Source organism: Streptomyces sp. TAA040 (genome assembly GCF_000424845.1).
In genome coordinates this window covers 261,960-288,265 of record NZ_KE384254.1, presented here as the reverse complement: position 1 = coordinate 288,265, position 26,306 = coordinate 261,960, and the positions used below count along the sequence as shown (strand labels likewise).

23 protein-coding genes, 3 CRISPR repeat arrays and 1 riboswitch (1 of these 27 only partly in view) are annotated in these 26,306 nt (G+C 73.2%); of the genes, 8 read left to right on the top strand and 15 right to left on the bottom strand.

Annotated features, from left to right (window positions below; all coding sequences use genetic code 11):
* Positions 1-29: 29 nt before the first annotated feature.
* The 15 genes from H300_RS28835 to H300_RS0123045 all read right to left on the bottom strand — a co-directional run bounded on the left by H300_RS28835 (position 30) and on the right by H300_RS0123045 (position 14,372).
* Complete coding sequence (locus H300_RS28835) at positions 30-563, bottom strand: TetR/AcrR family transcriptional regulator C-terminal domain-containing protein (RefSeq protein ID WP_037981607.1); 534 nt, start codon at positions 561-563, stop codon at positions 30-32.
* A 141-nt stretch (positions 564-704) separates the two neighbouring features.
* On the bottom strand, positions 705-1,160 hold the full coding sequence (locus H300_RS0123110) for a PH domain-containing protein (RefSeq protein WP_028429276.1): 456 nt from the start codon (positions 1,158-1,160) through the stop codon (positions 705-707).
* Between the two features lie 101 nt (positions 1,161-1,261).
* Entirely contained in the window at positions 1,262-2,110 is an 849-nt protein-coding gene (gene hisG / locus H300_RS0123105) for an ATP phosphoribosyltransferase (RefSeq protein WP_028429275.1), read from the bottom strand.
* 181 nt (positions 2,111-2,291) lie between these two features.
* Positions 2,292-2,564 (bottom strand): phosphoribosyl-ATP diphosphatase, encoded by a 273-nt coding sequence (locus H300_RS0123100; protein WP_028429274.1) that lies wholly within the window; start codon positions 2,562-2,564, stop codon positions 2,292-2,294.
* A gap of 95 nt (positions 2,565-2,659) precedes the next feature.
* Positions 2,660-3,145 carry a 6,7-dimethyl-8-ribityllumazine synthase gene (gene ribH, locus H300_RS0123095; protein ID WP_028429273.1) on the bottom strand — a complete coding sequence of 162 codons (486 nt, stop codon included), beginning with the start codon at positions 3,143-3,145 and terminating at the stop codon, positions 2,660-2,662.
* Between the two features lie 151 nt (positions 3,146-3,296).
* Positions 3,297-4,598 (bottom strand): bifunctional 3,4-dihydroxy-2-butanone-4-phosphate synthase/GTP cyclohydrolase II, encoded by a 1,302-nt coding sequence (locus H300_RS0123090; RefSeq protein WP_028429272.1) that lies wholly within the window; start codon positions 4,596-4,598, stop codon positions 3,297-3,299.
* Positions 4,595-5,269 carry a nicotinamide mononucleotide transporter family protein gene (locus H300_RS0123085; RefSeq protein ID WP_028429271.1) on the bottom strand — a complete coding sequence of 225 codons (675 nt, stop codon included), beginning with the start codon at positions 5,267-5,269 and terminating at the stop codon, positions 4,595-4,597. The genes H300_RS0123090 and H300_RS0123085 overlap by 4 nt, the downstream gene beginning before the upstream one ends.
* Positions 5,266-5,883, bottom strand: coding sequence for a riboflavin synthase (locus H300_RS0123080; protein WP_028429270.1), 618 nt, complete (start codon positions 5,881-5,883; stop codon positions 5,266-5,268). The genes H300_RS0123085 and H300_RS0123080 overlap by 4 nt, the downstream gene beginning before the upstream one ends.
* Positions 5,884-6,948, bottom strand: coding sequence for a bifunctional diaminohydroxyphosphoribosylaminopyrimidine deaminase/5-amino-6-(5-phosphoribosylamino)uracil reductase RibD (gene ribD / locus H300_RS0123075; protein ID WP_037981730.1), 1,065 nt, complete (start codon positions 6,946-6,948; stop codon positions 5,884-5,886). It lies immediately after the preceding gene.
* 199 nt (positions 6,949-7,147) lie between these two features.
* A riboswitch (FMN riboswitch) is annotated at positions 7,148-7,278 on the bottom strand.
* Between the two features lie 303 nt (positions 7,279-7,581).
* On the bottom strand, positions 7,582-9,306 hold the full coding sequence (locus tag H300_RS0123070; protein ID WP_028429268.1) for an NAD(P)/FAD-dependent oxidoreductase: 1,725 nt from the start codon (positions 9,304-9,306) through the stop codon (positions 7,582-7,584).
* A complete protein-coding gene (locus tag H300_RS0123065) occupies positions 9,303-10,133 on the bottom strand; it encodes a carbon-nitrogen hydrolase family protein (RefSeq protein WP_028429267.1) in 831 nt (276 codons plus the stop codon). Before H300_RS0123065 ends, H300_RS0123070 begins: the two co-directional genes overlap by 4 nt.
* Positions 10,134-10,446: 313 nt before the next feature.
* Complete coding sequence (locus tag H300_RS0123060; protein WP_028429266.1) at positions 10,447-10,902, bottom strand: Lrp/AsnC family transcriptional regulator; 456 nt, start codon at positions 10,900-10,902, stop codon at positions 10,447-10,449.
* A gap of 100 nt (positions 10,903-11,002) precedes the next feature.
* The gene (locus H300_RS0123055; RefSeq protein WP_028429265.1) at positions 11,003-12,442 is read right to left on the bottom strand and encodes a GuaB1 family IMP dehydrogenase-related protein; all 1,440 of its coding nucleotides are present in this window, start codon (positions 12,440-12,442) and stop codon (positions 11,003-11,005) included.
* A gap of 216 nt (positions 12,443-12,658) precedes the next feature.
* Complete coding sequence (locus H300_RS0123050) at positions 12,659-13,885, bottom strand: cation:proton antiporter (RefSeq protein ID WP_028429264.1); 1,227 nt, start codon at positions 13,883-13,885, stop codon at positions 12,659-12,661.
* Between the two features lie 4 nt (positions 13,886-13,889).
* Positions 13,890-14,372 (bottom strand): cation:proton antiporter regulatory subunit, encoded by a 483-nt coding sequence (locus tag H300_RS0123045; RefSeq protein WP_028429263.1) that lies wholly within the window; start codon positions 14,370-14,372, stop codon positions 13,890-13,892.
* Positions 14,373-14,568: 196 nt separating this feature from the next.
* Positions 14,569-15,330: direct repeats of the CRISPR family, unit length 29 nt; unit sequence GGGACCATCCCCGCGTGCGCGGGGAGCAG.
* A 91-nt stretch (positions 15,331-15,421) separates the two neighbouring features.
* A CRISPR array of direct repeats spans positions 15,422-16,183; the repeat unit is 29 nt; unit sequence GGGACCATCCCCGCGTGCGCGGGGAGCAG.
* Between the two features lie 217 nt (positions 16,184-16,400).
* Here H300_RS0123045 and H300_RS0123040 point away from each other — a divergent pair.
* The 8 genes from H300_RS0123040 to cas2e are packed head-to-tail and all read left to right on the top strand — an operon-like array spanning position 16,401 to position 25,803.
* On the top strand, positions 16,401-19,316 hold the full coding sequence (locus H300_RS0123040; RefSeq protein WP_037981603.1) for a CRISPR-associated helicase/endonuclease Cas3: 2,916 nt from the start codon (positions 16,401-16,403) through the stop codon (positions 19,314-19,316).
* Entirely contained in the window at positions 19,309-21,003 is a 1,695-nt protein-coding gene (gene casA, locus H300_RS0123035) for a type I-E CRISPR-associated protein Cse1/CasA (protein WP_028429261.1), read from the top strand. Before H300_RS0123040 ends, casA begins: the two co-directional genes overlap by 8 nt.
* Positions 21,000-21,710: a type I-E CRISPR-associated protein Cse2/CasB gene (casB, locus tag H300_RS0123030; protein ID WP_028429260.1), complete on the top strand. Its 711-nt coding sequence runs from the start codon at positions 21,000-21,002 to the stop codon at positions 21,708-21,710. Before casA ends, casB begins: the two co-directional genes overlap by 4 nt.
* Positions 21,707-22,906: a type I-E CRISPR-associated protein Cas7/Cse4/CasC gene (gene cas7e, locus H300_RS0123025; RefSeq protein ID WP_028429259.1), complete on the top strand. Its 1,200-nt coding sequence runs from the start codon at positions 21,707-21,709 to the stop codon at positions 22,904-22,906. Before casB ends, cas7e begins: the two co-directional genes overlap by 4 nt.
* The gene (gene cas5e, locus H300_RS0123020; protein ID WP_028429258.1) at positions 22,903-23,649 is read left to right on the top strand and encodes a type I-E CRISPR-associated protein Cas5/CasD; all 747 of its coding nucleotides are present in this window, start codon (positions 22,903-22,905) and stop codon (positions 23,647-23,649) included. Before cas7e ends, cas5e begins: the two co-directional genes overlap by 4 nt.
* On the top strand, positions 23,649-24,515 hold the full coding sequence (cas6e, locus tag H300_RS28830) for a type I-E CRISPR-associated protein Cas6/Cse3/CasE (protein ID WP_051270302.1): 867 nt from the start codon (positions 23,649-23,651) through the stop codon (positions 24,513-24,515). The genes cas5e and cas6e overlap by 1 nt, the downstream gene beginning before the upstream one ends.
* Complete coding sequence (gene cas1e / locus H300_RS0123010) at positions 24,512-25,456, top strand: type I-E CRISPR-associated endonuclease Cas1e (RefSeq protein ID WP_028429257.1); 945 nt, start codon at positions 24,512-24,514, stop codon at positions 25,454-25,456. The genes cas6e and cas1e overlap by 4 nt, the downstream gene beginning before the upstream one ends.
* Entirely contained in the window at positions 25,453-25,803 is a 351-nt protein-coding gene (gene cas2e, locus H300_RS0123005; protein WP_028429256.1) for a type I-E CRISPR-associated endoribonuclease Cas2e, read from the top strand. The genes cas1e and cas2e overlap by 4 nt, the downstream gene beginning before the upstream one ends.
* A 95-nt stretch (positions 25,804-25,898) precedes the next feature.
* Positions 25,899-26,306: direct repeats of the CRISPR family, unit length 29 nt (it continues 659 nt past the right edge of the window).

The following is a 26,306-nucleotide window of genomic DNA, read 5'->3' as shown; positions in this document are numbered from 1 at the left end:
ATGGCGGAGGTGAGCACTGCGCGCCGGTGTCAACGTTCCGGCCCCGTGTCGGGCCGGTGGGCCGGGGCGTGTCCGGCGAGCATGGTCCGGACGGCCTGTTCCACGGCGTCGTGGACGTCGGAGGCCGCGGGGTTCCAGTCGGTCAGCAGTATGCGGGGCCACAGGACGTAGTTGGCGATCATGCCGAGGTACTGGTTCGCGGCGCTCACGGCATCCGGGACATCGGCGTTGCCCGCCTCGTACTCGGCTTCCAAGTAGTGCTGTACGGAGGTGAAGTAGGGCAGTTTGCCGAGCTGGAACTGCATCCGTCCCAGTTCGGGGAAGCGTGGCAGTTCGGCGATGACGATCCGGAACAGGGCCGTCATGCCGGGCCGGCCGACGAGGTCGGCGTAGCGGTGGCCGATGGTTGTCAGCCCGGAGCGCAGATCTCCGGTCTGCGGCCGCGCGGCGGCGTCACGCTGCCAGGACTCGGTGACGATGGCCTCGAACAGTGCCGCCTTGGTGGGGAACCGCTCGGACAGGATGGACTTCGAGACCCCGGCCGCTTCGGGGCCGACCGCCACCGATTGCCACGGTGGAGCGATGCGGGACGACGCCGGGAACGCCCGGGCGACGAGCGAGGCAGAGGCGGGCGGCGACGGACCCGACGCGCTCCCGGCCGGTCCTGCCCGCTTCCGTGCGCGGGAGCGCGGGGAGGAGGCCGCTCAGTGGCCGGCGGGGCCGGTGCCGTGGTGCTCGGTCAGGGAGCGGAGCGCGGCGGCGTCCCGCACCGCGTGGTCCCGGGCGATGCCCGGCTGGATGCCCAGCACGGGAAGGCTGGTGCCGTCCGTGAGGTCGAGGAAGACCCAGGGGTCGCCGCTGCGCAGGTGGACACCGAGGACCTCGGCCCACTCCAGCCGCCGGGTGCGGGTGAGGTTGACGACGGTGACGCCGTGCGCGTCGGCCTTCACATGCGGGCGGGCGAGCACGGCGAGCACGGCGCAGAACAGCGCGCCCGTCAGGATGAAGCTCACCCGCTCCCCCGCTCCCAGCCCTTCCAGCATCAGCCCGACCGTCGTCAGGACGGCGAACATGACCGCGCCGATGCCGAGCAGGACGACGCGGGTGCGGGTGGGGCGGAAGGTGGCCGGCAGGGCCGGTGCGGGGGTGTCGGCTGGCACGGTGGCTCGTCCTCGTCCGGGTGGGTGGGGCGGGCACCCCGGGCGGGGCACCCGCGGCGCCGGGCCCGGACCGCTGCGGGCGGCCGGGCCCGGGTCCGGCGTCAGAGCCGGCAGGCGTGGATGTGCGTGGTCAGGATGGCGCGGGCGCCCAGTTCCCAGAGGTCGTCCATGATCCGCTGGGCCTCGCGCGAGGGCACCATGGACCGCACGGCGACCCAGCCCTTGTCGTGCAGCGGCGAGACGGTCGGCGACTCCAGACCCGGGGTGAGCCGCACCGCCTTCTCCACGTGCTCGGCGCGGATGTCGTAGTCCATCATCACGTAGCGGCGGGCCACCAGGACGCCCTGCATCCGGCGGAGGAACTGCCGGACCTTCGGGTCCTCCTGCGTCGCCCCGCGGCCGCGGACGACGACGGCCTCGGACTCCAGGATCGGCGCGCTGATGGTCTCCAGGCCGGCGCTCCGCAGGGTCGTACCGGTCTCCACCACGTCGGCGATCACCTGGGCGACGCCGAGCTGGATCGCCGTCTCGACCGCGCCGTCGAGGTGCACGACGGAGGCGTCCACCCCGTGCTCCGCGAGGTGGCGCTCGACCAGGCCGGAGAAGGACGTGGCGACGGTCATCCCGCCGAACTCGGAGACGTCGCTCGCGGTGCCGGGGCGGGTGGCGTAGCGGAAGGTGGAACCGGCGAAGCCGAGTTGCAGGATCTCCTCGGCGTCCGCACCGGAGTCGAGCAGCAGGTCCCGGCCGGTGATGCCGATGTCGAGCTTGCCGGAGCCGACGTAGACCGCGATGTCGCGGGGGCGGAGGAAGAAGAACTCGACCTCGTTGTCGGCGTCCACGAGGACCAACTCGCGGTGGTCCTTGCGCTGCCGGTAGCCGGCCTCATGCAGCATCGCCGACGCAGGCTCGGACAGTGAACCCTTGTTGGGAACGGCGATGCGCAACATGTGACGGCTTCCTTCTGCTCGGGGGCGGCGCGGGCGGACGCGCCGGGCGTGAGGTGTGCGGAGCGGTGCTCCCGGCGGGCCGTCGGACCCCGCGCCGCAAGGGGCGGACTCGGGAACCTGGCGGCCGGGGCGGGACCGGAACCGGACGACGACGTCCGGAAGGGAGGGGCCGGGCCTCGGCTCACAGATGGGTGTAGACGTCGTCCAGCTCGATGCCGCGGGCGACCATCATCACCTGAAGGTGGTAGAGGAGCTGGGAGATCTCCTCGGCCGTCCGGTCGGTGCCCTCGTGCTCGGCGGCCATCCACACCTCGGCGGCCTCCTCCACCACCTTCTTGCCGATGGTGTGCACGCCGGCGGAGACCAGCTCCGCGGTGCGGGAGGTGCGGGGATCGCCGGTGGCGGCCTTGTGCCGGAGCTCGGTGAAGAGTTCCTCGAATGTCTTGTTCGCCATGGTGGTCCCAGCCTAAGGGGTGGCGGGACCGGCGACGCACCGCGTCTCGGTGGGTGGTCGCCGGTCCGGCTCCCGGGCCGGGCGCCGCGGCCGGTTCAGCGCCAGGGCTCGGCGACGGTCCGCAGGACGGTCGCGGTGGCGACGGCGGCCGTGACGGCCTCGTGCCCCTTGTCCTCCACCGAGCCCTCCAGACCGGCCCGGTCCAGGGCCTGCTGCTCGGTGTCGCAGGTGAGCACGCCGAAGCCGATCGGGACCCCGGTGTCCACCGACACCTGGGTGAGGCCCTGCGTGACGCCCTGGCACACGTACTCGAAGTGCGGGGTGCCGCCCCTGACGACCACGCCGAGCGCGACCACCGCGTCGTAGCCGCGTCCCGCCAGCACCTTCGCGACGACCGGCAGTTCGAAACTGCCCGGGACCCGCAGCACCGTCGGCTCGTCGATGCCGAGGTCGCCCAGGGCGCGCAGTGCGCCGTTCAGCAGCCCGTCCATGACCGTGTCGTGCCACTGGGCGGCGATCACGGCGACCCGCAGGTCCTCGCAGTTCTTCACGGTCAGCTCGGGTGCGCCCTTGCCGCTCACGGTGTCTCCTCGGTGGGTGGGTGGCCGGTGGCGCGCGCACGACCCGCGTGCGCCGCCGGAGGTCTCGCCCGCTCCCGGACACGGCGTGCGGAAGCGCGGAGTGGTGCGCCGGGGGCGGCCGTGCGGGAAGGCGGCCTGCGGCGCGACGGGGTCACTGACCGCCGCAGGCCGAGGCGTGCGGTTCCTCCAGCCAGGGCAGGTCGTGGCCCATCCGGTCGCGCTTGGTGCGCAGATAGCGGATGTTGTACTCGCCGGCCTGGACGGGCATCGGCTCGCGGCCGTTGATCCGCAGCCCGTGCAGGCGGAGCGCCTCCGTCTTCTCGGGGTTGTTGGTCATCAGCCGCAGCGAGCGCACCCCGAGGTCGGTGAGCATCTGCGCACCGGCCGCGTAGTCGCGGGCGTCGGCGGGCAGGCCGAGTTCCAGGTTGGCGTCCAGGGTGTCGTGGCCGAGCTCCTGGAGCTCGTAGGCGCGCAGTTTGGAGAGCAGGCCGATGCCGCGCCCCTCGTGGCCGCGCAGGTAGATCACCACGCCGCGTCCCTCGCTCTGCACCCGGGCGAGCGAGGCCTCCAGCTGGGGGCCGCAGTCGCAGCGCCGGGAGCCGAAGACGTCACCGGTCAGGCACTCGGAGTGCACCCGCACCAGGACGTCCTTCCCGTCGCCGATCTCACCCGCGACGAGTGCGATGTGCTCCACCCCGTCGAGGGCGGAGCGGTAGCCGAAGGCACGGAACTCACCGTGCTCGGTGGGCAGTCGGGTCTGGGCCTCGCGGCGCACGGTGGGCACCTCGGGCTCGGCGAGCGCCCTGCGGTACGCGACCAGGTCCTCGATGGAGATGATCGCCAGTCCGTGCTTGCGGGCGAACGGCACCAGTTCGGGCAGCCGCATCATGGTGCCGTCCTCGGCGGCGATCTCGACGATCGCGGCGGCGGGACGGAGCCCGGCCAGCCGGGCGAGGTCCACGCCCGCCTCGGTGTGGCCGCCGCGGACGAGCACGCCGCCCTCGCGGGCCCGCAGCGGGAAGACGTGGCCGGGTCGGTCGAAGTCGCCGGGGAGGCGGCCCGGGTCCGCGAGCATCCGGATGGTGGTGGCCCGGTCGACGGCGGAGATCCCGGTGCTGACACCGTGCTCGGCGGAGGCGTCCACCGACACGGTGAAGGCGGTGGCCATGGACTCGGTGTTCCGGGCGACCATCTGCGGCAGCTCCAGCCGGTCGAGCGCCGGGCCCTCCATCGGCACGCAGATCAGGCCGCGGCACTCGCTCATCATGAAGGCCACCACCTCGGGGGTGGCCTTCTCCGCGGCGAGGACGAGGTCGCCCTCGTTCTCGCGGTCCGCGTCGTCGACGACGACGACCGGCCGGCCGGCGGCGATGTCGGCGACCGCCCGGGCGACCGGGTCGAGCACCGCCTCCTCCTCGGCGGGCGGGGCGTACCAACTGCCGAGTGCGGTCATGCCGTCACTCCTTCCAGTTTCTCCGCCGGGGGCCCGTCGGGCGTCCCGGAACGGTTCTGCGAGCGCAGCCACCAGGAGCGCATGCCCCACAGCACCAGCACGAGGTAGACGAGGTAGACGAGACCGGAGAAGGCCAGGCCGCTGCTGAAGGCCAGCGGCACGCCGACGAGGTCGACCAGCAGCCAGGCGAACCAGAACTCCACCAGCCCGCGGGCCTGGGCGATCATGGCGGCGAGGGTGCCGGTGAAGATGTACGCGTCCGGCCAGGGGTTCCAGGACAGCGCGGGGAAGGCGCTGAAAAGCGCGCCGACCACAAGGGTGCCCAGGGCGGTGCCGACGAGCAGCGCCGCGCGCTCCCGCCCGGTCGCGAACCGGACGGCGATCGACCCGTCCTGGGCCTGCCGCCTCCCGGCGCGCCACTGCCGCCAGCCCCACAGCGCGACCGTGATGACCAGCAGCTGCTTGCCGACCCCGCCGCCGAGCTGGGCGGAGGCGTAGGCGCCGATCAGGATCAGGCCGGACAGCACCTGGACCGGCCAGGTGAGCAGCGAGCGCCGCCAGCCCAGGGCGAGGGCGAGCAGTCCCAGCGAGTTGCCGGCCACGTCGGAGCGGATGACCTGCTGGCCCAGCACCTCGAAGGCGGGGTCGTTCAGCCAGTCGAGCGCGCTCACCGGGAGACCTCCGCCGCCGCGTCGCGGTCGGCGCCGAGCAGGCGCTCGACGTACTTGGCGACGATGTCGACCTCCAGGTTCACGGGGGCGCCCGGCTGCTTGCCGCCGAGCGTGGTCAGCGCGAGGGTGGTCGGGATGAGGCTGACGGTGAACCAGTCCGGACCGGCCTCCACGACGGTCAGGCTGATGCCGTCCACGGTGATCGAGCCCTTGTCCACCACGTAGCGGGCCAGCGCCGCGGGCAGCGACACCCTCACGACCTCCCAGTGCTCGCCGGGGGTCCGCTCCAGGACGGTGCCGGTGCCGTCGACGTGCCCCTGCACGAGGTGGCCGCCGAGCCGGCCGCCGAGCGCCGTCGGGCGCTCCAGGTTGACCGGGGAACCGGCGGCGAGGACGCCGAGGGAGGAGCTGCGCAGGGTCTCGGCCATCACGTCGGCGGTGAAGACCCCGTCCGCGGTGCCGACGACGGTGAGGCAGACCCCGTTGACGGCGACGGAGTCGCCGTGCCGGGCGTCCTCGGTGACGAGCGGACCGCGCAGGTGCAGGCGGGAGGAGTCACCGAGGTGTTCCACGGCGGTGACCTCGCCCAGCTCTTCGACGATTCCGGTGAACACTCAGGACTCCTCGGGGAAGGCGGGAACGGCGGTGATGCGCAGGTCGGGGCCGAGCGCCGCGGTCTCGGTGACCGTCAGGCGCAACGCCTGCGCGAGGGTGGTGATTCCGGCGCCGGTGAGGGCCTGCGGCCCGTCGCCGAGCAGCACCGGCGCCAGGTAGGCGGTGACGCGGTCGACGGCGCGGGCGGCGACGAACGCGCCGGCCAGCGTCGGGCCGCCCTCCAGCAGCACGGACCGCACCTCGCGGGCGTGCAGCGCGGCGAGCAGGGCGGGCAAATCCAGGCCGTGCCCGCCGGGGGCCCGCGGGAGCCGGAGGACCTCGGCGGTCGACTCGGGCACGGGCACGTCGTCGGCGACGGCCAGGAGGGTGGGGGCGGCGTCGTCCAGGACCCGGGCGCCGGGCCGCAGTGCGGCCTCGGTGTCGACGACCACGCGCAGCGGCTGCCGGGCCGCGTTGACCCCGCGGGCGGCGAGGTGCGGGTCGTCGGTGCGGGCCGTCCCGGAGCCGACCAGCACGGCGTCGGACTCGGCGCGCAGCCGGTGCACGTCGGCGCGCGCCTCGGCGGAGGTGATCCAGCGGCTGGTCCCGTCGGCCGCGGCGGTCCGGCCGTCCAGGGTGGACGCGTACTTCCAGTGGACGTGCGGGCGGCCGAGCCGCAGCGAGGTGAGCCAGGCGGCGTTGCCCTCGGCGGCCTCGCGGGCCAGCAGTCCGCTCGCCACGTCCACGCCCGCCCCGGCGAGCACCGTGCCGCCACCCTCGGCGACCGGGTCGGAGTCGGCGACCGCGTAGACCACCCGGGCCACCCCGGCGTCGAGCAGCGCCCGGGTGCAGGGGCCGGTGCGGCCGGTGTGCCGGCAGGGTTCCAGGGTGACGACCGCGGTGCCGCCCCTGGCGTCGTCCCCGGCCTCGGCCAGCGCGTGGATCTCCGCGTGCGGGCCGCCGGCGCGCTTGTGCCAGCCCTCGCCGACCGTGCGTCCGGTGCGGTCCAGGACGACGCAGCCGACGACGGGGTTGGGGCTGGTGAGGCCGAGGCCGCGGGCGGCGAGTTCCACCGCGCGGTGCATGGCGGCGCGTTCGGCGGGGCGAGCGGGTGCGGCGTCCACCGGGTCCTCCTGCCTCTTCGGGCCAGGACTCCGGGGTGCGGGAATTCGTAACGGACACACCGGCCCCTCGGCACCGCCCAGTACCGGTGAATCCCCGGTCGCGAACGCGAGCACGGGCACGGGCACCGGGCACCCGGTGGCGGGTGACCGCTCCTGTCCGTCGCGCACTGCCTCCCATCCGGACTTTAACCGTCGGTCCAGGAGTTTCACCTGGTCAACCGACCGCTGGCTGCGGCCGGGTCGCGGACTTTAACCGCCGGTTCGGACTTTCACCGACCCCGGAGTGCGCTGACGTAGCTTCTCTCCGCCAATTCTGCCACGGATGCCGCACGCCCACGCGGGCACCGCCTGTGTCCTGGCTCACAGGGGCCGCCCACGACACACCGTGGTACCGGCGGCGGTCGCGCCACTCCCCGGCGCACCGGATCGAGCCGGGCGGGCTCGGTACCGGGTCGGACGGACCGGTAGTCGGCCCGTCCGCGCGCCGGCGCGGGCTGGTGTCCGTGCCGGCGGCGTGCGCGGAGGTCGCCGTGCACGCCTCCGTCGGGGGCACGGTGGTCCGGATTCCGCCCGCACCGGGAATGGCCGCGGCCGTCAGTCCTCCGGCAGCTCCACCGGGGCGATCTCGTCGTAGACGTCGCCCGGCCCGGGGTTGCCCGCGTCGGTGCCGCCACCGAACTGGTGCATCACGCCCCAGACCGCGTTGAGGGCGGTCTGCACGGCCCCTTCCGCCCAACCGGCCGTCCACGAGACGTCGTCGCCGGCCAGGAACAGCCCCCGCTTGTCGGCGGGCAGCCGGTCCTGCATGAAGTGGGTGAACAGCCTGCGCTGGTAGCGGTAGTGGCCGGGCAGGTTGGCCTTGAACGCACCCATGAAGTACGGCTCGTTCTCCCACGAGACCGTCACCGGGTTGCCGATGACGTGCCCCCGGATGTCGACGCCCGGGTAGATCTCGCCCAGCGACTTGAGCATCACCTCCATCCGGTCCCGCGCGCTGAGCGGCAGCCACTTGAGGCTGTCGTCGCACCAGGTGTAGGAGAGGCAGATGGTGGCCGGGCGGTCCGGTCCGCCGCCGTCCAGCAGGTAGGTGCCGCGGGTCATCCGGTCGGTGAGCGTCATGCTCATCGTGTCGCGGCCGGTGGGCACGCCTCGCGCGTCCACCGCCTCGTCCCGCCAGAACGGCCGGTCCACCGGCACGAACAGCTTGGACGACTCCATGTAGTGGGTGCGTTCGACCGCGGTCCAGTGGTCGATCGGCAGCAGCGAGTCGGAGCAGTCGATCTTGGACAGCAGCATCCAGGACTGCGCGGTGAAGACGGCCACCCGGTAGGTGCGGATGTCCCCGGCGGCGTCGGTGACGGTGACGCGGTTGCCGGCGGTCCGGTGCAGCCGGGTGACGGCCGGGCGGTGCGCGCCCTCGTGCAGCGAGCGCAGCGAGGTGCCCTGCGGCCAGTGCACCAGTTTGTCCGGCTCCCGCTCCCACAGGCGCAGCGGCAACTGCTGGCTGCCGCCGACGATCCCCCGGTGGTCGTCGTCCGCGCCGGTGTAGACGACGCGGAGGATCTCCAGGATGGAGTTGGGGAAGTCCGTGTCCCAGCCGCCGGTGCCGAAGCCGACCTGCCCGAAGATCTCCCGGTGGCGGAAGGAGGCGAAGGCCGGCGAGTCGCACAGGAACCCGTAGAAGGTCTGGTTGTCCAGCTTCTCCACCAGCGCCGACCAGATCTCCCGGATGCGCGGCACGTCGCGCTCCCGGACGGCGCGCTGCATGTCGGAGAAGTCGGCGCCCTCCTCCAGGCAGGCGTTCCACGCGTCCATCACCTGGTGGTAGACCTCGGGGAGGTCGTCCAGCGTCCGGGCGTAGTGCGAGCGCCCCTTGAGGTCGACCACCGTGGACGGGGTGTCGGGTGCCAGCGGGTTGGGGAACGCCTCGGTCTCCAGCCCGACGAGGTCGACGTAGTGGTGGAAGGCGGTCGAGGACGGAGGGAAGCGCATCGCGCCCATCTCGGCGGTCAGATCGGGGTCGCAGCCGTCGAAGGTCGCCGTCCGCAGCCGCCCGCCGATTTGGTCCGCCTCGTACACGACGGGCCGCAGGCCCATCTTCATCAGCTCGTAGGCCGCGACGATCCCGGAGAGGCCGCCACCGATCACGGCGACCTCGGTACCGTGCTCGGTGGCCGGGACACCGCCGAGCCCGGCCGGATGCCGCAGCCAGTCGTCGTAGGCGAAGGGGAAGTCCGGGCCGAACATCGTGACGGGTGGCTGGGACTGGGCCTCTGCGTGCTGCTCGTCGTGGACGGCGGCGGGCACGGTGGAGGTCATCGGCGCGGTTCTCCTCGCTCGGACAGGATCGGGTAGAGATCGGGGCGGCGGTCGGTCAGATACGGGTTCTCGGCGCGGGAGGCGGCGAGCAGCGCCGGGTCCGCGTCGGCGACGAGAAGGTCCTCGCCGGCCCCCGCCCGGGCGCGCACGGTGCCGTCCGGTGCGGCGAGGCAGCTCAGCCCGGCGAAGGCGAAACCGCCCTCCTGCCCGCAGCGGTTGGCGTAGGCGATGTGCAGCTGGCTCTCCCAGGCGCGGACCGGCAGCAGCGACCGGGCGACGAACTCGTACGGGCGCATCAGCGCGGTGGGCACGAGCAGCAGTTCGGTGCCGGCCAGCGCGTGCGCCCGCACCGACTCGGGGAACTCCACGTCGTAGCAGATCAGCAGGCCGAGCACGGTGCCGTCCAGCTCCGCCTGCACCAGCGGCTCGTCGCCGGGTGTGAAGCGGCTCGTCTCGTAGGAGCCGTAGAGGTGGGTCTTGCGGTAGTTCGCCAGCCGCTCGCCGCCGGGCCCGATCAGCTGGGCCGCGTTGTGCACGGCGTCGCCGTCCCGCTCGGGATAGCCGTAGACGATCGCCACGCCGTGGGCCGCGGCGACGTTCGCGACCGCGCGGCACCCGGGCCCGTCGGCCGGCTCGGCGGCGTCGGCGACGCCGTCGCCCAGCGCGTACCCGGTCAGCGAGAGCTCGGGGGTGACGAGCAGCCGGGCGCCGGACGCGGCGGCGCGGCGGGCCGCCGCGTCCAGGGCGGCGAGCCGGACGGCGGCGGTCTCCGGACCGGGTGCGGGCTCGGCGGGGCCCTGCAGGAGTGCGAGGCGCAGCGGCGTCATGAGTCCTCGGGAGGGGCGGAACGGGCGGGAGGCGTGGGTGGCGCGCCCGGTGACGGCGGGCGCGCGGTGGTGGGCGGTCCGAGCGGGGCGCGGGGCACCGGGTACTGCCGGACGGCCGCCGGGGCGGCGCGGCGGCATATCCGACGGTACGTTTCGGCCCAACCGGTGACAAGACTCATTTCTTGTGCAACCGCGCACGGTTCGTTGCGTGCCGCACGCCGCCCGCGGCGATTCGTTGCGCAGCACGGGCAGGCAGGCGTCCGTCCCCGGGGCGAGCCGTGCCGTGCGCCTCCCCGACCGGGGACGCAGGCGCTCAGACGGGGGTGTCCGCCGAGAACCGGCGCAGCAGGGGCGAGAGCACCAGCACCGACTTGGTGCGCTCGACGAACGCCTCGCCCGCGATGCGCTCCAGTACCCGCTCGAAGTGCCGCATGTCGGAGGCGAAGATCTGCACCAGCGCGTCCGCGTCCCCGGTGACGGTCGACGCGGACACCACCTCGGGGTACCGCGACAGGCCGCGGCGGATGTCCTCCGGCGAGGTGTTGTGGCGGCAGTACATCTCGATGTACCCCTCGGTCTCCCAGCCGAGGGCGGCCGGGTCCACCCGGACGGTGAACCCGGTGATGGCGCCCTCCGCCCGCAGCCGGTCCACCCGCCGCTTCACTGCGGGGGCGGAGAGGCCCACCTTCGCGCCGATGTCGGCGTAGGAGCGGCGGGCGTCCGCGGCGAGGGCGTGGACGATGCGTTCGTCGAGGTCGTTCAGTCGCACGGCGGGTCGTTCACTTCTCCTGGTCGGTGCGGTCCCTGCGGGTGTCGCGGGACCGGCGGTCGGCCCCGGGGGCAGTAGACCACGGCGGGCGACCGGCCGGTCAGCTCCAGCTCGCGTGCAGCGCCTTGCCCTCCGCGTAGCCGGCGGCGCTCTGCACACCGATCACGGCCTTCTCGGCGAACTCCGGCAGCGATCCGGCCCCCGCGTACGTGCAGGACGAGCGGACCCCGGCGATGATGGAGTCGATCAGGTCCTCCACTCCGGGCATTACCGGGTCCAGGAACATCCGGGACGTGGAGATGCCCTCCTCGAACAGGCCCTTGCGTGCCCGGTCGTAGGCCGACTCCTCCGAGGTGCGGTTGCGCACCGCGCGGGCCGAGGCCATGCCGAACGACTCCTTGTAGAACCGGCCGTCGGCGGTCTGCTGGAGATCGCCCGGCGACTCGTGCGTCCCCGCGAACCAGGAGCCGACCATCACGTTCGAGGCACCGGCGGCCAGCGCCATCGCCACGTCCCTCGGGTGCCGCACCCCGCCGTCCGCCCAGACGTGCCTGCCGTGCCGGCGCGCCTCGGCGGCGCACTCCAGCACCGCGGAGAACTGCGGGCGCCCCACTCCCGTCATCATCCGGGTGGTGCACATCGCGCCCGGGCCGACACCGACCTTCACGATGTCGGCGCCCGCCTCGACCAGATCGCGCACCCCCTCGGCGGAGACCACGTTGCCCGCCACCAGCGGGACCCGGGGGCCGAGCGCCCGGACCGCCTTCAGGGTGTCGAGCATGCCCTCCTGGTGGCCGTGCGCGGTGTCCACCACCAGCGTGTCCACGCCCGCGTCCAGCAGCGCCGCGGCCCGGCCCGCCACGTCGCCGTTGATGCCGACGGCGGCGGCGATCCGCAGCCTGCCGTCCGCGTCGGTGGCCGGGGTGTAGAGGGTGGCGCGCAGGGCGGCCTTGCGGGTCAGCAGCCCGACCAGCCGGCCGTCCGGACCGACCGCGGGGGCGAGCTTGCGGTGCGCGCCGTCCAGCCGGTTGAACGCCTCCCGCGGGTCGATGTCCGCGTCCAGCACCAGCAGCTCCCGCGACATCACCTCGGAGACCTGGGTGAAGCGGTCCACGCCCGTGAGGTCGGACTCCGTCACGACGCCGACCGGGCGGCCGCCCTCGACGACCACCCCGGCGCCGTGCGCCCGCTTGGGCAGCAGCGACAGCGCGTCCCCGGCCGTCGCCGACGGGGCGAGCACGATCGGCGTGTCCAGCACCAGGTGGCGCTGCTTGACCCAGGAGACCACCTCGGTCACCACGTCCAGCGGAATGTCCTGCGGGATGACCACCAGGCCGCCGCGCCTGGCCACCGTCTCGGCCATCCGGCGCCCGGCGATGGCGGTCATGTTGGCGACCACCAGCGGGATGGTGGTCCCGGTGCCGTCCGGCGCCGAGAGGTCCACGGCCTGGCGCGAGCCGACCGACGAGCGGCCGGGGACCATGAAGACGTCGTCGTACGTCAGGTCGTACGGGGGCCGCTGGTCGTTGAGGAATCGCACGTGCAGAACATCCAGTCCTTCGGAGGAGACCCCGGCCTGCGGGCCGGGGCAAAACGCACGTACTTGATCCTCGCACGGCCACCCCCCTCGGTGTCCACGGACGACGCACCGCAGGCCGCCACCCGGCTCTCGTGCGCTCCCGGCACGGAGACGCGGCCGTTCCCCCGGCGGGACCGTCCACGTCCGACGGGGACGCGCACGTTTCCGCCGCAAGGGCTACGCGCCGGCCGCCGGTGCCTCGCCCGCGCCCGTGACCGACGGCGGTGCGGGACCCCCGGAACCGGACCGGCCGGTGAGCCTCAGCGCCCGCGTCCCCAGCGGCTCGGTCCAGCGGGCCGCGAGCGGGCCGACGATCACGAGCAGCAGCACGTACGCGGTGGCGAAGGGCGCGATCCGCGGTTCGGCGCCGGTGGCCAGCCCGGCGATGATGATGGAGAACTCCCCGCGAGCCACCAGCGCTCCCCCGGCCCGGAACCGTCCGCGAGAGCTGATCCCGGCCCTGCGCGCGGCGTACCAGCCGGTGAGGATCTTGGTGAAGGTGGTGCCGATGGCCAGCACCAGCGCGGGGAGAAGCACCGGCGGTATGTCGGCGGGGACGGTGGACAGGCCGAAGAACACGAAGAACACCGCGGCGAAGAGGTCGCGCAGCGGCGTGAGCAGCGCGCGGGCACTGTGCGCGACCTCCCCCGAGATGGCGATGCCCACCAGGAACGCGCCCACCGCGGCGGAGACCTGGAGCCGCTGCGCCACACCGGCGACGAGCAACGTCAGGCCGAGGACCACCAGCAGCAGCATCTCCGGGTTGTTGGAGGACACGGCCCGACTGATCAGCCGGCCGTGCCGGAGTGCGAGGTAGAGGACCGCCGCGACGGTGCACAGCGAGATCGCCAGGGTGACGCTCCCGCTGGCGAGCCCCACGCCCGCGAGGATCGCGGTCAGCAGCGGCAGGTAGACCGCCATCGCCAGGTCCTCCATCACCAGGACGCCCAGCACCACCGGTGTCTCCCGGTTCCCGAGACGTCCCAGGTCGGTGACCACCTTCGCGATCACTCCCGAGGAGGAGATCCACGTGACGCCCGCAAGCGCCACCGCGCCGACCGGCCCCCAGCCCAGCACCAGGGCGGCAGCAGCCCCCGGCGTGGCGTTCAGCACGAAGTCGACGGCGCCGGAGGGGTACTGCGTCTTGAGGTTGGCGACGAGTTCCGAGGCGCTGTACTCCAGCCCGAGCATCAGCAGCAGGAGCAGTACGCCGATCTCGGCGCCGATCTCGAAGAAGCCCTCGCTGGTGTTCAGCGGGAAGATCCCGCCGTGCCCGAACGCCAGCCCGCCGAGCAGGTAGAGCGGGATCGGCGACATGCCGAGCCGCCCCGCGAAGCGGCCGACGAGTCCCAGGCCGAGGATCACCGCACCCAGCTCGATCAGCAGGATCGTGGTGTCGTGCACGCGGTCAGCCTCCCGAGACGAGATCGGTCAGGTCGGAGACGCCCTCGCGGGTGCCCACCACGATCAGGGTGTCTCCCGACTCCAGCCGGAAATCCGGTCCCGGCGAGGGCACCGCGCCGGTGCGGCGCAGCACCGCGACGATCGACGCGCCGGTCCGGGTGCGCGCCCGGGTGTCACCGAGCGGACGTCCGCGGAAGGCGGAGTTCGGAGGCAACGGCACCCGCTGCGTCACCAGGTCCAGCTCCAGGTCACCGCCGTGGAGGGCGTCGGCGGCGGAGAACTCCGGCTTCACCAGGTCGGCCAGCTCGGCGGCCTCCTCGGGCTCCAGCGGCACGGTCGCCCGGCACGCGTCCGGGTCCTCCGGGTCGTAGAAGCCGAGGAAACGCCGACCGTCCTGGTGGACGACGACGGAGATGTGGCGTCCCGCCCGGGTGACGACATCGAACTGAGTTCCGACTCCGGGCAGTGGGGTCCGACGTGTGGTCATGGCGCTCTCCCGGGATCGGGGCGGAGTGGCGGGTACCGGCGCTTCCGGCCCCGACCGGCCGAAACGACCAGCGGGTGCATCCTATTTCCGCCCACCCCGTCCCCGTCCCCGTCCCCGTCCCCGGGGCGCACAGCGGGGCGGGACGGCGCGGACGCGAGGAGCAGTCGTGCAGGAGGTCCACGGACAGCAACTCGATGGGACCATCCCCGCGTGCGCGGGGAGCAGGCCATCGCCGTCCACGACAACGCGGACATCGCGGGACCATCCCCGCGTGCGCGGGGAGCAGGCGAAGCCGGCCGCCGAGCCGCAGTGGGTGACGGGACCATCCCCGCGTGCGCGGGGAGCAGAATCGCCGGACCACCTCTTCCACCGAGACCTCGGGACCATCCCCGCGTGCGCGGGGAGCAGCGCTCTCCGTCATCATTGGCGAGCGCGTACACGGGACCATCCCCGCGTGCGCGGGGAGCAGCGGTGCGACGCGCAGGACGATGGGGATGGACAGGGACCATCCCCGCGTGCGCGGGGAGCAGCTGCCGGACCTGACCGGGCACAACTGGTCCGGGGGACCATCCCCGCGTGCGCGGGGAGCAGTCCTACCAGGCGACTCGAAGAGGGTGTGTGACGGGACCATCCCCGCGTGCGCGGGGAGCAGTCGGACCAGTCAATCCGTGTCACGTCTCCCAGGGGACCATCCCCGCGTGCGCGGGGAGCAGCCGGCCACCCCGGCTCCGGCCGGGGACCGCGGGGGACCATCCCCGCGTGCGCGGGGAGCAGCCGCAGTGCTTGACGCGGACCTGCCGGGGATTGGGACCATCCCCGCGTGCGCGGGGAGCAGTGCCGCTCTGGCCGGTCGATCAGTTTCCCGTCAGGGACCATCCCCGCGTGCGCGGGGAGCAGATTGCCGCCGCCGATCTCCGCTGGGTCGATATGGGACCATCCCCGCGTGCGCGGGGAGCAGCGCGCGGCCCTGTACCGCGCCTACATGGCCGCGGGACCATCCCCGCGTGCGCGGGAGCAGTGGTCGCCGCGGACCGGCGCCTGCGGGTGGCGGGGACCATCCCCGCGTGCGCGGGGAGCAGTCAGCTTCGTCGTGCTCCTGGGCGTCATCGTCGGGACCATCCCCGCGTGCGCGGGGAGCAGTGGTCCAAGCGAGGGATGCGGCGGACAGGAGGAGGACCATCCCCGCGTGCGCGGGGAGCAGCGCCTGAGCTCGGTGTTCTCCAGCGCCACCGCGGGACCATCCCCGCGTGCGCGGGGAGCAGGTAGATGCTGCGGAATCGGGCTCGGGTCCGTCGGGACCATCCCCGCGTGCGCGGGGAGCAGACGCCGGGCTCGATGGGCCCGGCGGCCGGGGCGGGACCATCCCCGCGTGCGCGGGGAGCAGGACACCGTGCATCTGCCGCTGCTCCTGGACGAGGGACCATCCCCGCGTGCGCGGGGAGCAGGAGCCCACCCCTGAGCCGGGTGAGCCGGAGGGGGGACCATCCCCGCGTGCGCGGGGAGCAGGACTCGCGGAAAACCTGCCCGTGGAAGAACGGGGGACCATCCCCGCGTGCGCGGGGAGCAGGGCTTTCCAGGGGGTGATGCGGGGGGCGACGCGGGACCATCCCCGCGTGCGCGGGGAGCAGCGCGCCGGGGCCACTGGCCTGCGGTTCGGCATGGGACCATCCCCGCGTGCGCGGGGAGCAGGAGCATGGGGGCGCTCTCCTGACTGTCTGCCAAGGACCATCCCCGCGTGCGCGGGGAGCAGTCGATCGCGGCCCGGCCCCAGGTGCCGACGGCGGGACCATCCCCGCGTGCGCGGGGAGCAGACTCGGTGACCTGGGGGTCTACCGGGGGCCGGCGGCGTTCTGAAGCACTTTCGTCGAATAAGACATAAAGGGCCAAACTACTCCCATCGGTATCCAGGGCACCCGGGCGGGCTTCGGAGACGTGCGGAGCGCGTCTGCACTACCACCATCGAACACGCAGGGGGCTGATTCCTCAAACCAGCTGCGGCAAGAGATCGTTCGCATGTATTCCTCTCACATGACTGCGAGTGACGGGGGCGTCGTCTCCGGACTGGGCGATCGACTCAGAGGCGGCGTGCGGAGTGTGTGGGCGAAACACGACCGGGACAGCGAGGGCTGGTTGCCGCTGTGGCGGCACATGGCGGACACCGCCGCGGTGGCGGGGCTGCTGTGGGACCACTGGTTACCGGCGAGTGTCCGCGGGCTGATCGCGGATACGCTGCCGGGCGGAGCGGAGGACGCCCGCTGCCTCGTTGTGTGGTTGGCGGGCGTCCACGACGTGGGGAAGGCTACGCCGGCCTTCGCGTGCCAGGTGGACTCGTTGGCGGACGGCATGCGGGCGGAAGGATTGGGGATGCCCACCTCACGCCAGTTCGGGCCGGACCGCAGGCTGGCGCCGCACGGGCTGGCGGGACAGCTGCTACTGGGCGAGTGGTTGGAGGACCGGTGCGGCTGGACCCGGCGGCAGGCGGGCCAGTTCACGGTGGTGGTGGGCGGGCACCACGGCGTGCCGGCGGAGCACGGCCAGATCAAGGCGCTCGACGACCGCGACCACCTGCTGCGCACGCCGGGAGCGGCCGAGTCGGTGTGGCGGCGGGTGCAGGAGGAGTTGCTCGACGCCTGCTCGGACGCGTTCGCGGGACGGGAGCGGTTCGGCGCCTGGCGGGGGGTGAAACTGCCGCAGACCGTTCAGGTTCTGCTCACCGCGTTGGTGATCGTGGCGGACTGGATCGCCTCGAACCCCGACCTGTTCCCGTACTTTCCTCAAGAGGAGCACCGGACGCACGAGGAGCGGGTGTCCGCGGCGTGGCGCGGGCTGGAGCTGCCTCCGCCGTGGCAGCCGGACGAACCGTCCGGCGGGACGGAGGAGTTGTTCGCGACGCGGTTCGATCTGCCGCCCGGCGCGCGAGTCCGGCCGGTGCAGCGGGCGGCGGTGGAGTTGGCGCGCGGGATGCCGGCCCCGGGGCTCGTGGTGATCGAGGCCCCGATGGGCGAGGGCAAGACGGAGGCGGCGCTCGCGGTAGTCGAGCTGTTCGCCGCACGGTCCGGCGCGGGCGGCGTGTTCTTCGCCCTGCCCACCATGGCGACGGGGAACGCGATGTTTCCCCGTCTGGTGGACTGGCTGGGGCGTCTACCCGCGTGGGAGGGGGGCCGGTCGGTCCTGCTGGCGCATTCGAAGGCGGCCCTCAACGAAGAGTACGCCGCCATGATGCGCGGGAGTCGTCAGCGGATCGCGGCCGTCGAGGTGGACGCGCCGGAGCAGCGGTGGAGTCCCTCGCAGCCGACGGCGGCAGCCGGGGCGCTGGTGGCGCACGCGTGGCTGCGGGGTCGCAAGAAGGCCATGCTGGCCTCGTTCGGGGTGGGGACCGTGGACCAGTTGCTGCTCGCCGGGCTCAAGAGCCGGCACCTGATGCTGCGGCACCTGGCCGTGGCGGGCAAGGTCGTGGTGATCGACGAAGCGCACGCCTACGACACGTATATGAGTGTGTACCTGGACCGGGTGCTGTCGTGGCTGGGGTCCTACCGGGTGCCCGTGGTGGTGCTGTCGGCGACGCTACCGGCCGTACGGCGGCGGGAGTTGGCCGAGGCGTACGCGGGAGCGGAGCCGGGTTCCCGCGAGTTCGAGCCGGTGGGGCGGGCTTCGCAGTACCCGTTGCTGACCGCCGTGGCTCCGGGGCGGGGACCGGCCGTGACAAGTCCGGACGCGTCGGGTCGGCAGGTCGAGGTGGCCCTGGAACGGCTTGACGACGACACCGGGCTGCTCGCACAGCGCCTTGCCCGCGAGCTGGACGGGGGCGGGTGCGTGCTGGTGGTGCGGAACACGGTCCGGCGGGTGCTGGAGACCGCCGCGGTGCTCCGCGAGCGCGTCCCCGGGGCCGAGGTGACGGTGGCCCACTCCTGCTTCGTCGACGCGGACCGGGCGCGCAAGGACGCCGAACTGCTGCGGTGGTTCGGTCCACCGGGCGAGGCGGTGGACCGACCGCGGGGGCCTCGTGTCGTGGTCGCCAGCCAGGTGGCCGAGCAGTCGCTCGACGTGGACTTCGACCTCCTGGTCACGGACCTGTGCCCGGTCGACCTGATGCTCCAGCGAATGGGGCGGCTGCACCGCCACCGGCGGGGTGCGGAGCAGACCGAGCGGCCGCCGCGGTTGCGCACCGCGCGCTGCCTGGTCACCGGTGCCGACTGGAGTGGTGACGTCCCCGTACCCGTGGCCGGATCGGTGGCGGTGTACGGGGAGTACGCGCTGCTGCGCTCCGCTGCCGCGCTGCTGCCGTACGGCGGCGGGGCCCTCCGCGCCCTGCGGCTGCCGCAGGACATCAGCCCCTTGGTCCAGGGTGCGTACGCGGACGGCGCGGCGGGGCCCCCGTCGTGGTCGGCCGCACTGGACGCGGCGCACGGGAAGCACGCGAAGCACCGGGAGAGCCAGGCCGAGCGGGCGGACGTCTTCCGGCTGGGCTCCGTGGGGCGGCCGGGGCAGCCGTTGTTCGGCTGGGTCGCAGCCGGTGCGGGGGACGCCGACGACACGCGGGCCGGACGGGCGCAGGTGCGGGACGGCAGGGAGAGCCTGGAGGTGGTCGCCGTGCAGCGACTCTCCGACGGCTCGCTGGCCACCCTCCCGTGGCTGGGACGGGACCGGCACGGCAACGAACTGGGCGGGCTGGAACTGCCGCAGGACCGGGTCCCGACGCCTCGCGCGGCGCGGGCGGCGGCGCAGTGCGGGCTCCGCCTGCCCTCGCAGTTCTCCTACCCGGAGGCGCTGGACCGGGCGATCGCCGAACTGGAGGAACTCTATGTGCCCGCTTGGCAGGGGAAGGACAGCCACTGGCTCGCCGGCCAGCTCATTCTCCCGCTGGACACGGACTGCCGGGCTCTCCTGGCGGGATTCCGGCTTCAGTACAGCAGAACCGACGGCCTGGAAGTGACACGTGTCTGAAGTACAGGAAGCCACCGCCGCGGGCGGCCCGGGTTTCGATCTGACCTCCCGGCCCTGGATTCCGGTGCTGCGGCGGGACGGCGTCCAGCAGGAGCTGTCCCTACGGGACGTCTTCGCCGGCGCCGCAGACCTCGTGCGGCTCGTGGGAGACCTGCCGACACAGGAGTTCGCCCTCGTCCGGCTCCTGCTGGCCGTCGCCCACGATGCCGTGGACGGTCCGAAGGACATGGAGGACTGGGCCGAACTGTGGGAGGACGAGAGGTGCTTCTCCCGCGTCCCGGCCTACCTGGACGAGCACCGCGAGCGGTTCGATCTCCTGCACCCGCAGGCGCCCTTCCTTCAGGTGGCCGACCTGCACACCGCGCGCCACGAGGTCTTCTCCCTCAACCGCGTCGTCGCGGACGTCCCCAACGGGGAACCGTTCTTCACCTCCCGCATGCCCTCGGTGACACGGCTCGGATTCGCCGAGGCCGCACGCTGGGTCGTGCACGCCCACGCGTACGACACCTCCGGCATCAAGACCGGCATCGAGGGCGACCCGCGGGTCGTGGGCGGCCGGGTGTACCCGCTCGGCGTCGGCTGGGCCGGAACGCTGGGCGGTGTCATGGCCGAGGGCCGCACCTTGCGGGAGACGCTGCTGCTGAACCTGGTGGCCGCCGACGGCTCCGTCCTGCGCTTCGGCCCCGACGACCGGCCGGCCTGGCGCAGGGAGCCGTGCGGTCCCGGCGCGGCGGACCGACGGCCCACCGGGGTGCGCGACCTGTACACCTGGCAGACCCGTCGGCTGCGGCTCCACCACGACGCCGAGGGCGTGCACGGCGTCGTCCTGGGCTACGGCGACCCGCTCGTCCCGCGGAACAGGCACACGCTCGAACCGATGACGGGGTGGCGCCGCAGCCGGGCCCAGGAGAAGAAGCACGGCGAGTCCCCGTCGTACCTCCCCCGCGAGCACGATCCGGCACGCGCCGCCTGGCGGGGTCTGGCGGCTCTGCTGGCCGACCGCGCCGAAGCGGCCCAGGGCTCCGAGCCGGCCGACACCCTCCGGCCGGGAGTGCTGGAGTGGATCGCCCGTCTGGTGACGGAGGGCTTCCTGTCGCGCGGCTACCTGATCCGTACCCGGCTCGTCGGCGCTGTCTACGGCACCCAGCAGTCCGTGATCGACGAATCCGTGGACGACCGGATGACGATGGGCGTGGTCCTTCTCCACCAGCACGAGCGCGCGCACGCGCGGCAGGCCGTGGACGCCGTGGCCGACGTCGACCTGGCCGTCCGGGCCCTCGGCGATCTCGCCACCGACCTGGCCCGTGCCTCGGGCGCCGAACCCGAGGGGCGCCGCGTCACGGCGCGCGATCTCGGTTTCGCCGCCCTGGACGGCCCCTACCGCACCTGGCTGCACGCACTGGCGGCGGTCGAGGACCCGTACGAAGCACGCGCCCGCTGGCAGCGGGAAGTGCGCGACATCGTGGCAGGGCTCGGCGACCGGCTCCTGCACGACGCCGGTGACGCGGCCTGGGCCGGGCGCACGACGGACACGAAGACAGGCAAGACGTGGTCCAACTCCGCGCTCGCCGACACGTGGTTCCGCCGCCGCCTGGGTGACGCGCTCGGCCGCTCCCTCGCCTCCGACCCGCCGCCGGGCGCCAACGGCGTCCCGGGACCCGACCCCTCCCGGGAGGAACCCGAATGACCACGCTCGCAGCCCCGCTCGGCGCCCGTCGGCGCGTCGCGCACCTCACTGCCCGACTGATTTCCGACCTCCAACGGAACTATCTCGACGACCAGTCCCACGCCGTCGCGGCGCTGGCCCGGCTGCGCCGCGGAGCGGGCAAGGAGTTCGCCCAGGTGCCGGACCTGTGGGACCTGGCCGACACCGGACCGCTGCACGAGGCACCGCCCGGCGGCGGACGACCCCTGAGCGAGAGCGAGCTCACCCGGGCCGAGGACTCGGTGCACGTCGCCCTGACTCTCTGGGCGCTGCACCAGCAGTCCCGCGGCACGGGCATGCACCGGCCGGACAGCCGGAAAGCGCCTGCCGGGCTCGGCGCGGCGGTCCGCGCGCTGATGCCGCCGGGCGACCTCGACGAGGCGGTGCGCAAACGCCTCGTACGGGCCGGCACGGCTCCCGACCTGGTCACCCTCGCCGTACGGCTGCGGGACCTGGTCCTGCTGCTGCGCCGCGAGGACATCGCCCTCGACTACGGGCTTCTCTCCGGGCAGCTCTACCGATGGCAGGAGGCCGGAGGCCGCGACGACGTCCGCCGCGCCTGGGGCCGCTCCTTCCACGCCCACCGCTCCGGTACCACCGAACCGACCGGGCCCGGTACCACCGACCCGACCACCGAACCGACCGGACCCGGTACCACCGACCCGACCACCGACAGGGACGCCTCGTGAACCGCCTCTTCCTCGACGTGCACGCGCTGCAGACCGTGCCGCCCAGCAACCTCAACCGCGACGACACCGGCGCCCCGAAGTCGGCCGTGTACGGCGGGTGCCCCCGCGCCAGGGTCTCCAGCCAGGCGTGGAAGCGGGCCACCCGCACCTACTTCGACACCGAGAAGCTGCTCGATCCGAGCGAGCTCGGCGTGCGGACGAAGAAGGTCGCCGAAGCCCTGGCCGACCGGGTCACCGTACTTGACCCGTCCATCGAGACCGGCCGGGCGCTGGAGCTCGCCGCCTCCGTCCTGTACTCCGCAACCGGCTCCAAGATCGAGGCTCCCAAGCGCAAGGCCGACGCCGCCAAGGACACCGCGCAGGAGCCGGCGCCCGAGTCGAAGTACCTCATGTTCCTCAGCGCCCGGCAGCTCGACGGGCTCGCCGCGCTCACGGTCGAGGGCGCGGCCGACATGACCGCCCGTCTCAAGGACAAGAAGTTCAAGGCCCGGTTGAAGGAGGTCGCCGACACCCACCACTCGGTCGACATCGCGCTCTTCGGCCGGATGGTGGCCGACGCGGCCGACTTCAACGTCGATGCCGCCGTCCAGGTCGCCCACGCGATCAGCGTGCACCGGGTGGAGAGCGAGTCGGACTACTACACCGCCGTCGACGACCGGAACACCGACGCCGAACCGGGTGCCGGCATGATCGGCACCGTCGACTTCAACTCGGCCACCCTCTACCGCTACGCAGCCCTCGGGGTGCATCAGCTCGCCGCCAACCTCGGAGAAGGCCTGCACGCGGGCGCGCGCCGTACCGAACCCGTCCGCCGGGCCGTCGAGGCGTTCGTCCACGCCTTCCTCGCCTCGCTGCCCACCGGGAAGATCAACACCTTCGGGCACCACACGCTGCCCGAAGCCGTCGTCGTCAAGCTGCGCACGACCCGGCCCGTCAGCTTCGTCGCCGCCTTCGAGGAACCCGTCACCGCACAGGCGCACAGCGGTCACCTGCGCGGTGCCGCCGCGCGCCTGGCCGAGTTCGTTCCCGACATCGAGCGGGCCTACGGCGACGACGAGTCCACGATGACCTGGGTGCTGCGCGTCGGCCCGAACACCGCGCAGCTCGCGGACCTCGGCCGTGAGGAGACCCGTCTGACCGAACTCGTCGCCTCGGTCGGCAGAGCGGTCGCCGAGCACCTGGACAAGCCCGCATGAGCGTGCTGACCCTGCAACTGGCCGGACCTCTCCAGTCCTGGGGGGCCTCCGCCCGGTTCGTCCGCCGCGGGACCGAGTCCGCCCCCACCAAGAGCGGCGTCCTCGGTCTCCTCGCCTCCGCCCAGGGGCTCGAGCGCGCTGACGAGCGTGCGCTGGCCCGCCTGGCCGGCCTGCGGTTCGGTGTCCGTATCGACCAACCCGGCAGCCGCGTCCGCGACTTCCAGACCGCCCACCACGCGGTCACCGGGAAGTCGATGCCGCTCTCCGAGCGCTTCTACCTGGCCGACGCCGTGTTCGTCGCCGCCCTGGAGGGCGAGGCGGCGCTCTTGGAGGAGCTGCTGGCCGCGCTGCGCGACCCCGTGTACCCGCCCTACCTGGGCAGGCGCTCCTGTCCACCGGCCCGGCCCGTGGAACTGGGCCTCCACCACGGCGCCGATCTGCACGGCGCCGATCTGCACAGCACACTGCGCCGCGAACCCTGGCGTGCGGCCGCCTGGTACCAAAGGCTCCACCGCGGGCAGCGCAGCGTGCCGTTGACCGTGCTGCACGAGGCGCTCCCCGAGGAGGACGGGGACACCCTGCGCGACCAGCCACTCAGCTTCGCCGCCGAGCACCGCCGACACGCGCTGCGGACGGTCGTGGCCGCCACGGTGGAAGTCTCCCACCCCGAGCACGCAGGCGCCCGACGCGCTCCCGCGCACGAACCGTTCGCCGCGCTGGAGGAAGAGGAAGACCAGCACTGATGTTCCTGACCCGATTTCGCGTCAACACCGCCCGGCCCGGGGCCCGTCGTCTGCTGTCCTCGCCGCAGGCCCTGCACGCCGGTGTGATGTCCTCCTTCCCGGACCTGCTACCCGCGGACGCCGGAGCCGGCCCCCGCAACTCCCCCTCCCCCGGCGCCCCGCGGGTGCTGTGGCGACTGGATCACAACGCCCGGGCCGAGGTCTTCCTCTACCTCGTGGGCCCCGCCCGCCCCGACCTGACCCACCTAGTCGAGCAGGCCGGCTGGCCCGCGGCGGCACTGGACCCACTCACGCCCGGCTGGCACACCCGCCCCTACGCCCCCTTCCTCGACCGCCTCAATCCCGGCAGCACCTGGGGCTTCCGCCTCACGGCGAACCCGGTGCACCACATCCGCCGCAAGGACGGCGAACCCACCAAGCGCACCGCCCACCTGACGCCCGTACACCAGAGGTCCTGGCTCCTCGACCCCGAGCGCCAGGAGCGGGCGGGCTTCCGCATCACCGAGAAACCCACCGACAGCCGCCTGCTGCCGGGCGGCACCACCTACAGGACCAAGACCCCGCACTACGGCGATCGCTTCGAACTCGCCGTCCGTGACCACCGCACCGTGTCATTCTCCAAAGCAGGCGACGGCAAGGGAGCGTCGAGAAGGGGCCCGGTCAGTCTGGTGACCGTCACCTTCGACGGCCGTCTCGAAGTCACCGACCCGGAGGCCATGCGCCGAACCCTGACCCAGGGCCTCGGCAAGGCCAAGGCGTACGGCTGCGGTCTGATGACCCTCGCCCCGCTCCCCTCCGGCACCGCGTTGGGCCACGAGGACGAGAGCAGGGGCGGGAACAGCGACGGGACGGGGAGCGCCGGATGACGACCGTAGGCCAGCGCACGGCGCTCACTCCTCGCCACCTCACGCGCGCCGGAGAACGTCTCTCTTTCGTATACCTGGAGCGCTGTGTCGTCCACCGGGACGCCAACGCCATCACCGCGGAGGACACCGAGGGCACCAGGCACATCCCCTCCGCCACCATCGGCACACTCCTCCTCGGCCCCGGCACACGCATCACCCACCAGGCCATGAGCGTTCTGGGCGAAACCGGGGCGGCGGTTGCCTGGGTGGGGGAACACGGCGTCCGCTACTACGCCGGCGGGCGGGCTCTGACCCGCTCCGCCGCCCTCGCCGAGGCACAGGCTGCCCAGTGGGCCAACGTGCGCTCGCGCATCGCGGTGGCCCGCGCGATGTACCGCCTGCGCTTCCCCACCGAGGACCCCGCCGGCCTGACCCGGCACGAACTCCTCGGTCGTGAAGGCACCCGAGTGAAGGAGTGTTACCGCGCCCAGGCCCGCCGCACCGGCGTCGAGTGGAAGGGACGCGTCTACACCCCGGGCGACTTCACCAGCGGCGACCCCGTCAACCAGGCCATCACAGCCGCCGCGCAGTGCATGTACGGAATCGCGCACGCCGTCGTCGTCTCCCTCGGTTGCAGCCCCGCGCTCGGCTTCGTCCACTCGGGCCACGAGCTGTCCTTCGTCATGGACATCGCCGACCTCTACAAGACCGAGGTGGGCATCCCGCTCGCCTTCGACGTCGCGGCGGAGGACGGGGAGGACGTGGGCCCCCGCACCCGCAGAGCCCTTCGCGACCGGATCACGCAGACGTCCCTGATGGACCGGTGCGTCAGCGATATCAAGCAGTTGCTGCTCCCGGACGGCGACCCGACGGAGGCGCAGGACCTCGTCACCCTACAGAGCGACGGTGGCCGCGAGGTCGCAGCCGGACGCAACCACGGCGACGCGGCGGCTTCCTGGTGACCGTCATCGTCCTCTCCAGTTGCCCACCCGGACTGCGCGGGTTCCTTACCCGATGGCTGCTGGAGATCTCGGCGGGCGTCTTCGTCGGGAACCCCTCGGCCAGAGTTCGCGACGTGCTGTGGGAAGAAGTGCAGCAGTACGCCGGACAGGGACGGGCCCTGCTCGCCCACACCACCAACAACGAGCAGGGTTACACCTTCCGCACCCACGACCACCACTGGCACCCGGTCGACCACGAAGGCGTCACCCTCATCATGCGCCCCAACCTCGACGCCCCACCTCCGGGCCCCGCCCCGAAACCCGGCTGGAGCAACGCGGGGCGACGCCGACGATTCGGACCCCGATGAGCCGTCTTCCGACACCCCTCATGCCCGGAATGTCGCAATCGACGAAAGTGCTCGAACCCCGCCCCTCCTCGCCGTAAACTCGCAGGTCACCGAGTCTGCTCCCCGCGCACGCGGGGATGGCCCCCACTCCGCGACGTCGAGACCGGGCACCGTGTGCTGCTCCCCGCGCACGCGGGGATGGCCCCGGCTCACCAAGGGCACCACCGCTCAGCTCCTCCTGCTCCCCGCGCACGCGGGGATGGCCCCACCGACACCGGTGAGTCCGTAGTGGTCGACCACTGCTCCCCGCGCACGCGGGGATGGCCCCATCCGACGGGACCGGATGACGACCCCCTCCGCCTGCTCCCCGCGCACGCGGGGATGGCCCCGCCTCGCTGCGCCCGCCGCTCGGCAGCCTCACCTGCTCCCCGCGCACGCGGGGATGGCCCCGATGCGCGAGATCCGCGACGCCCTCGGCCACACTGCTCCCCGCGCACGCGGGGATGGCCCCCGGTCGGCGAAGG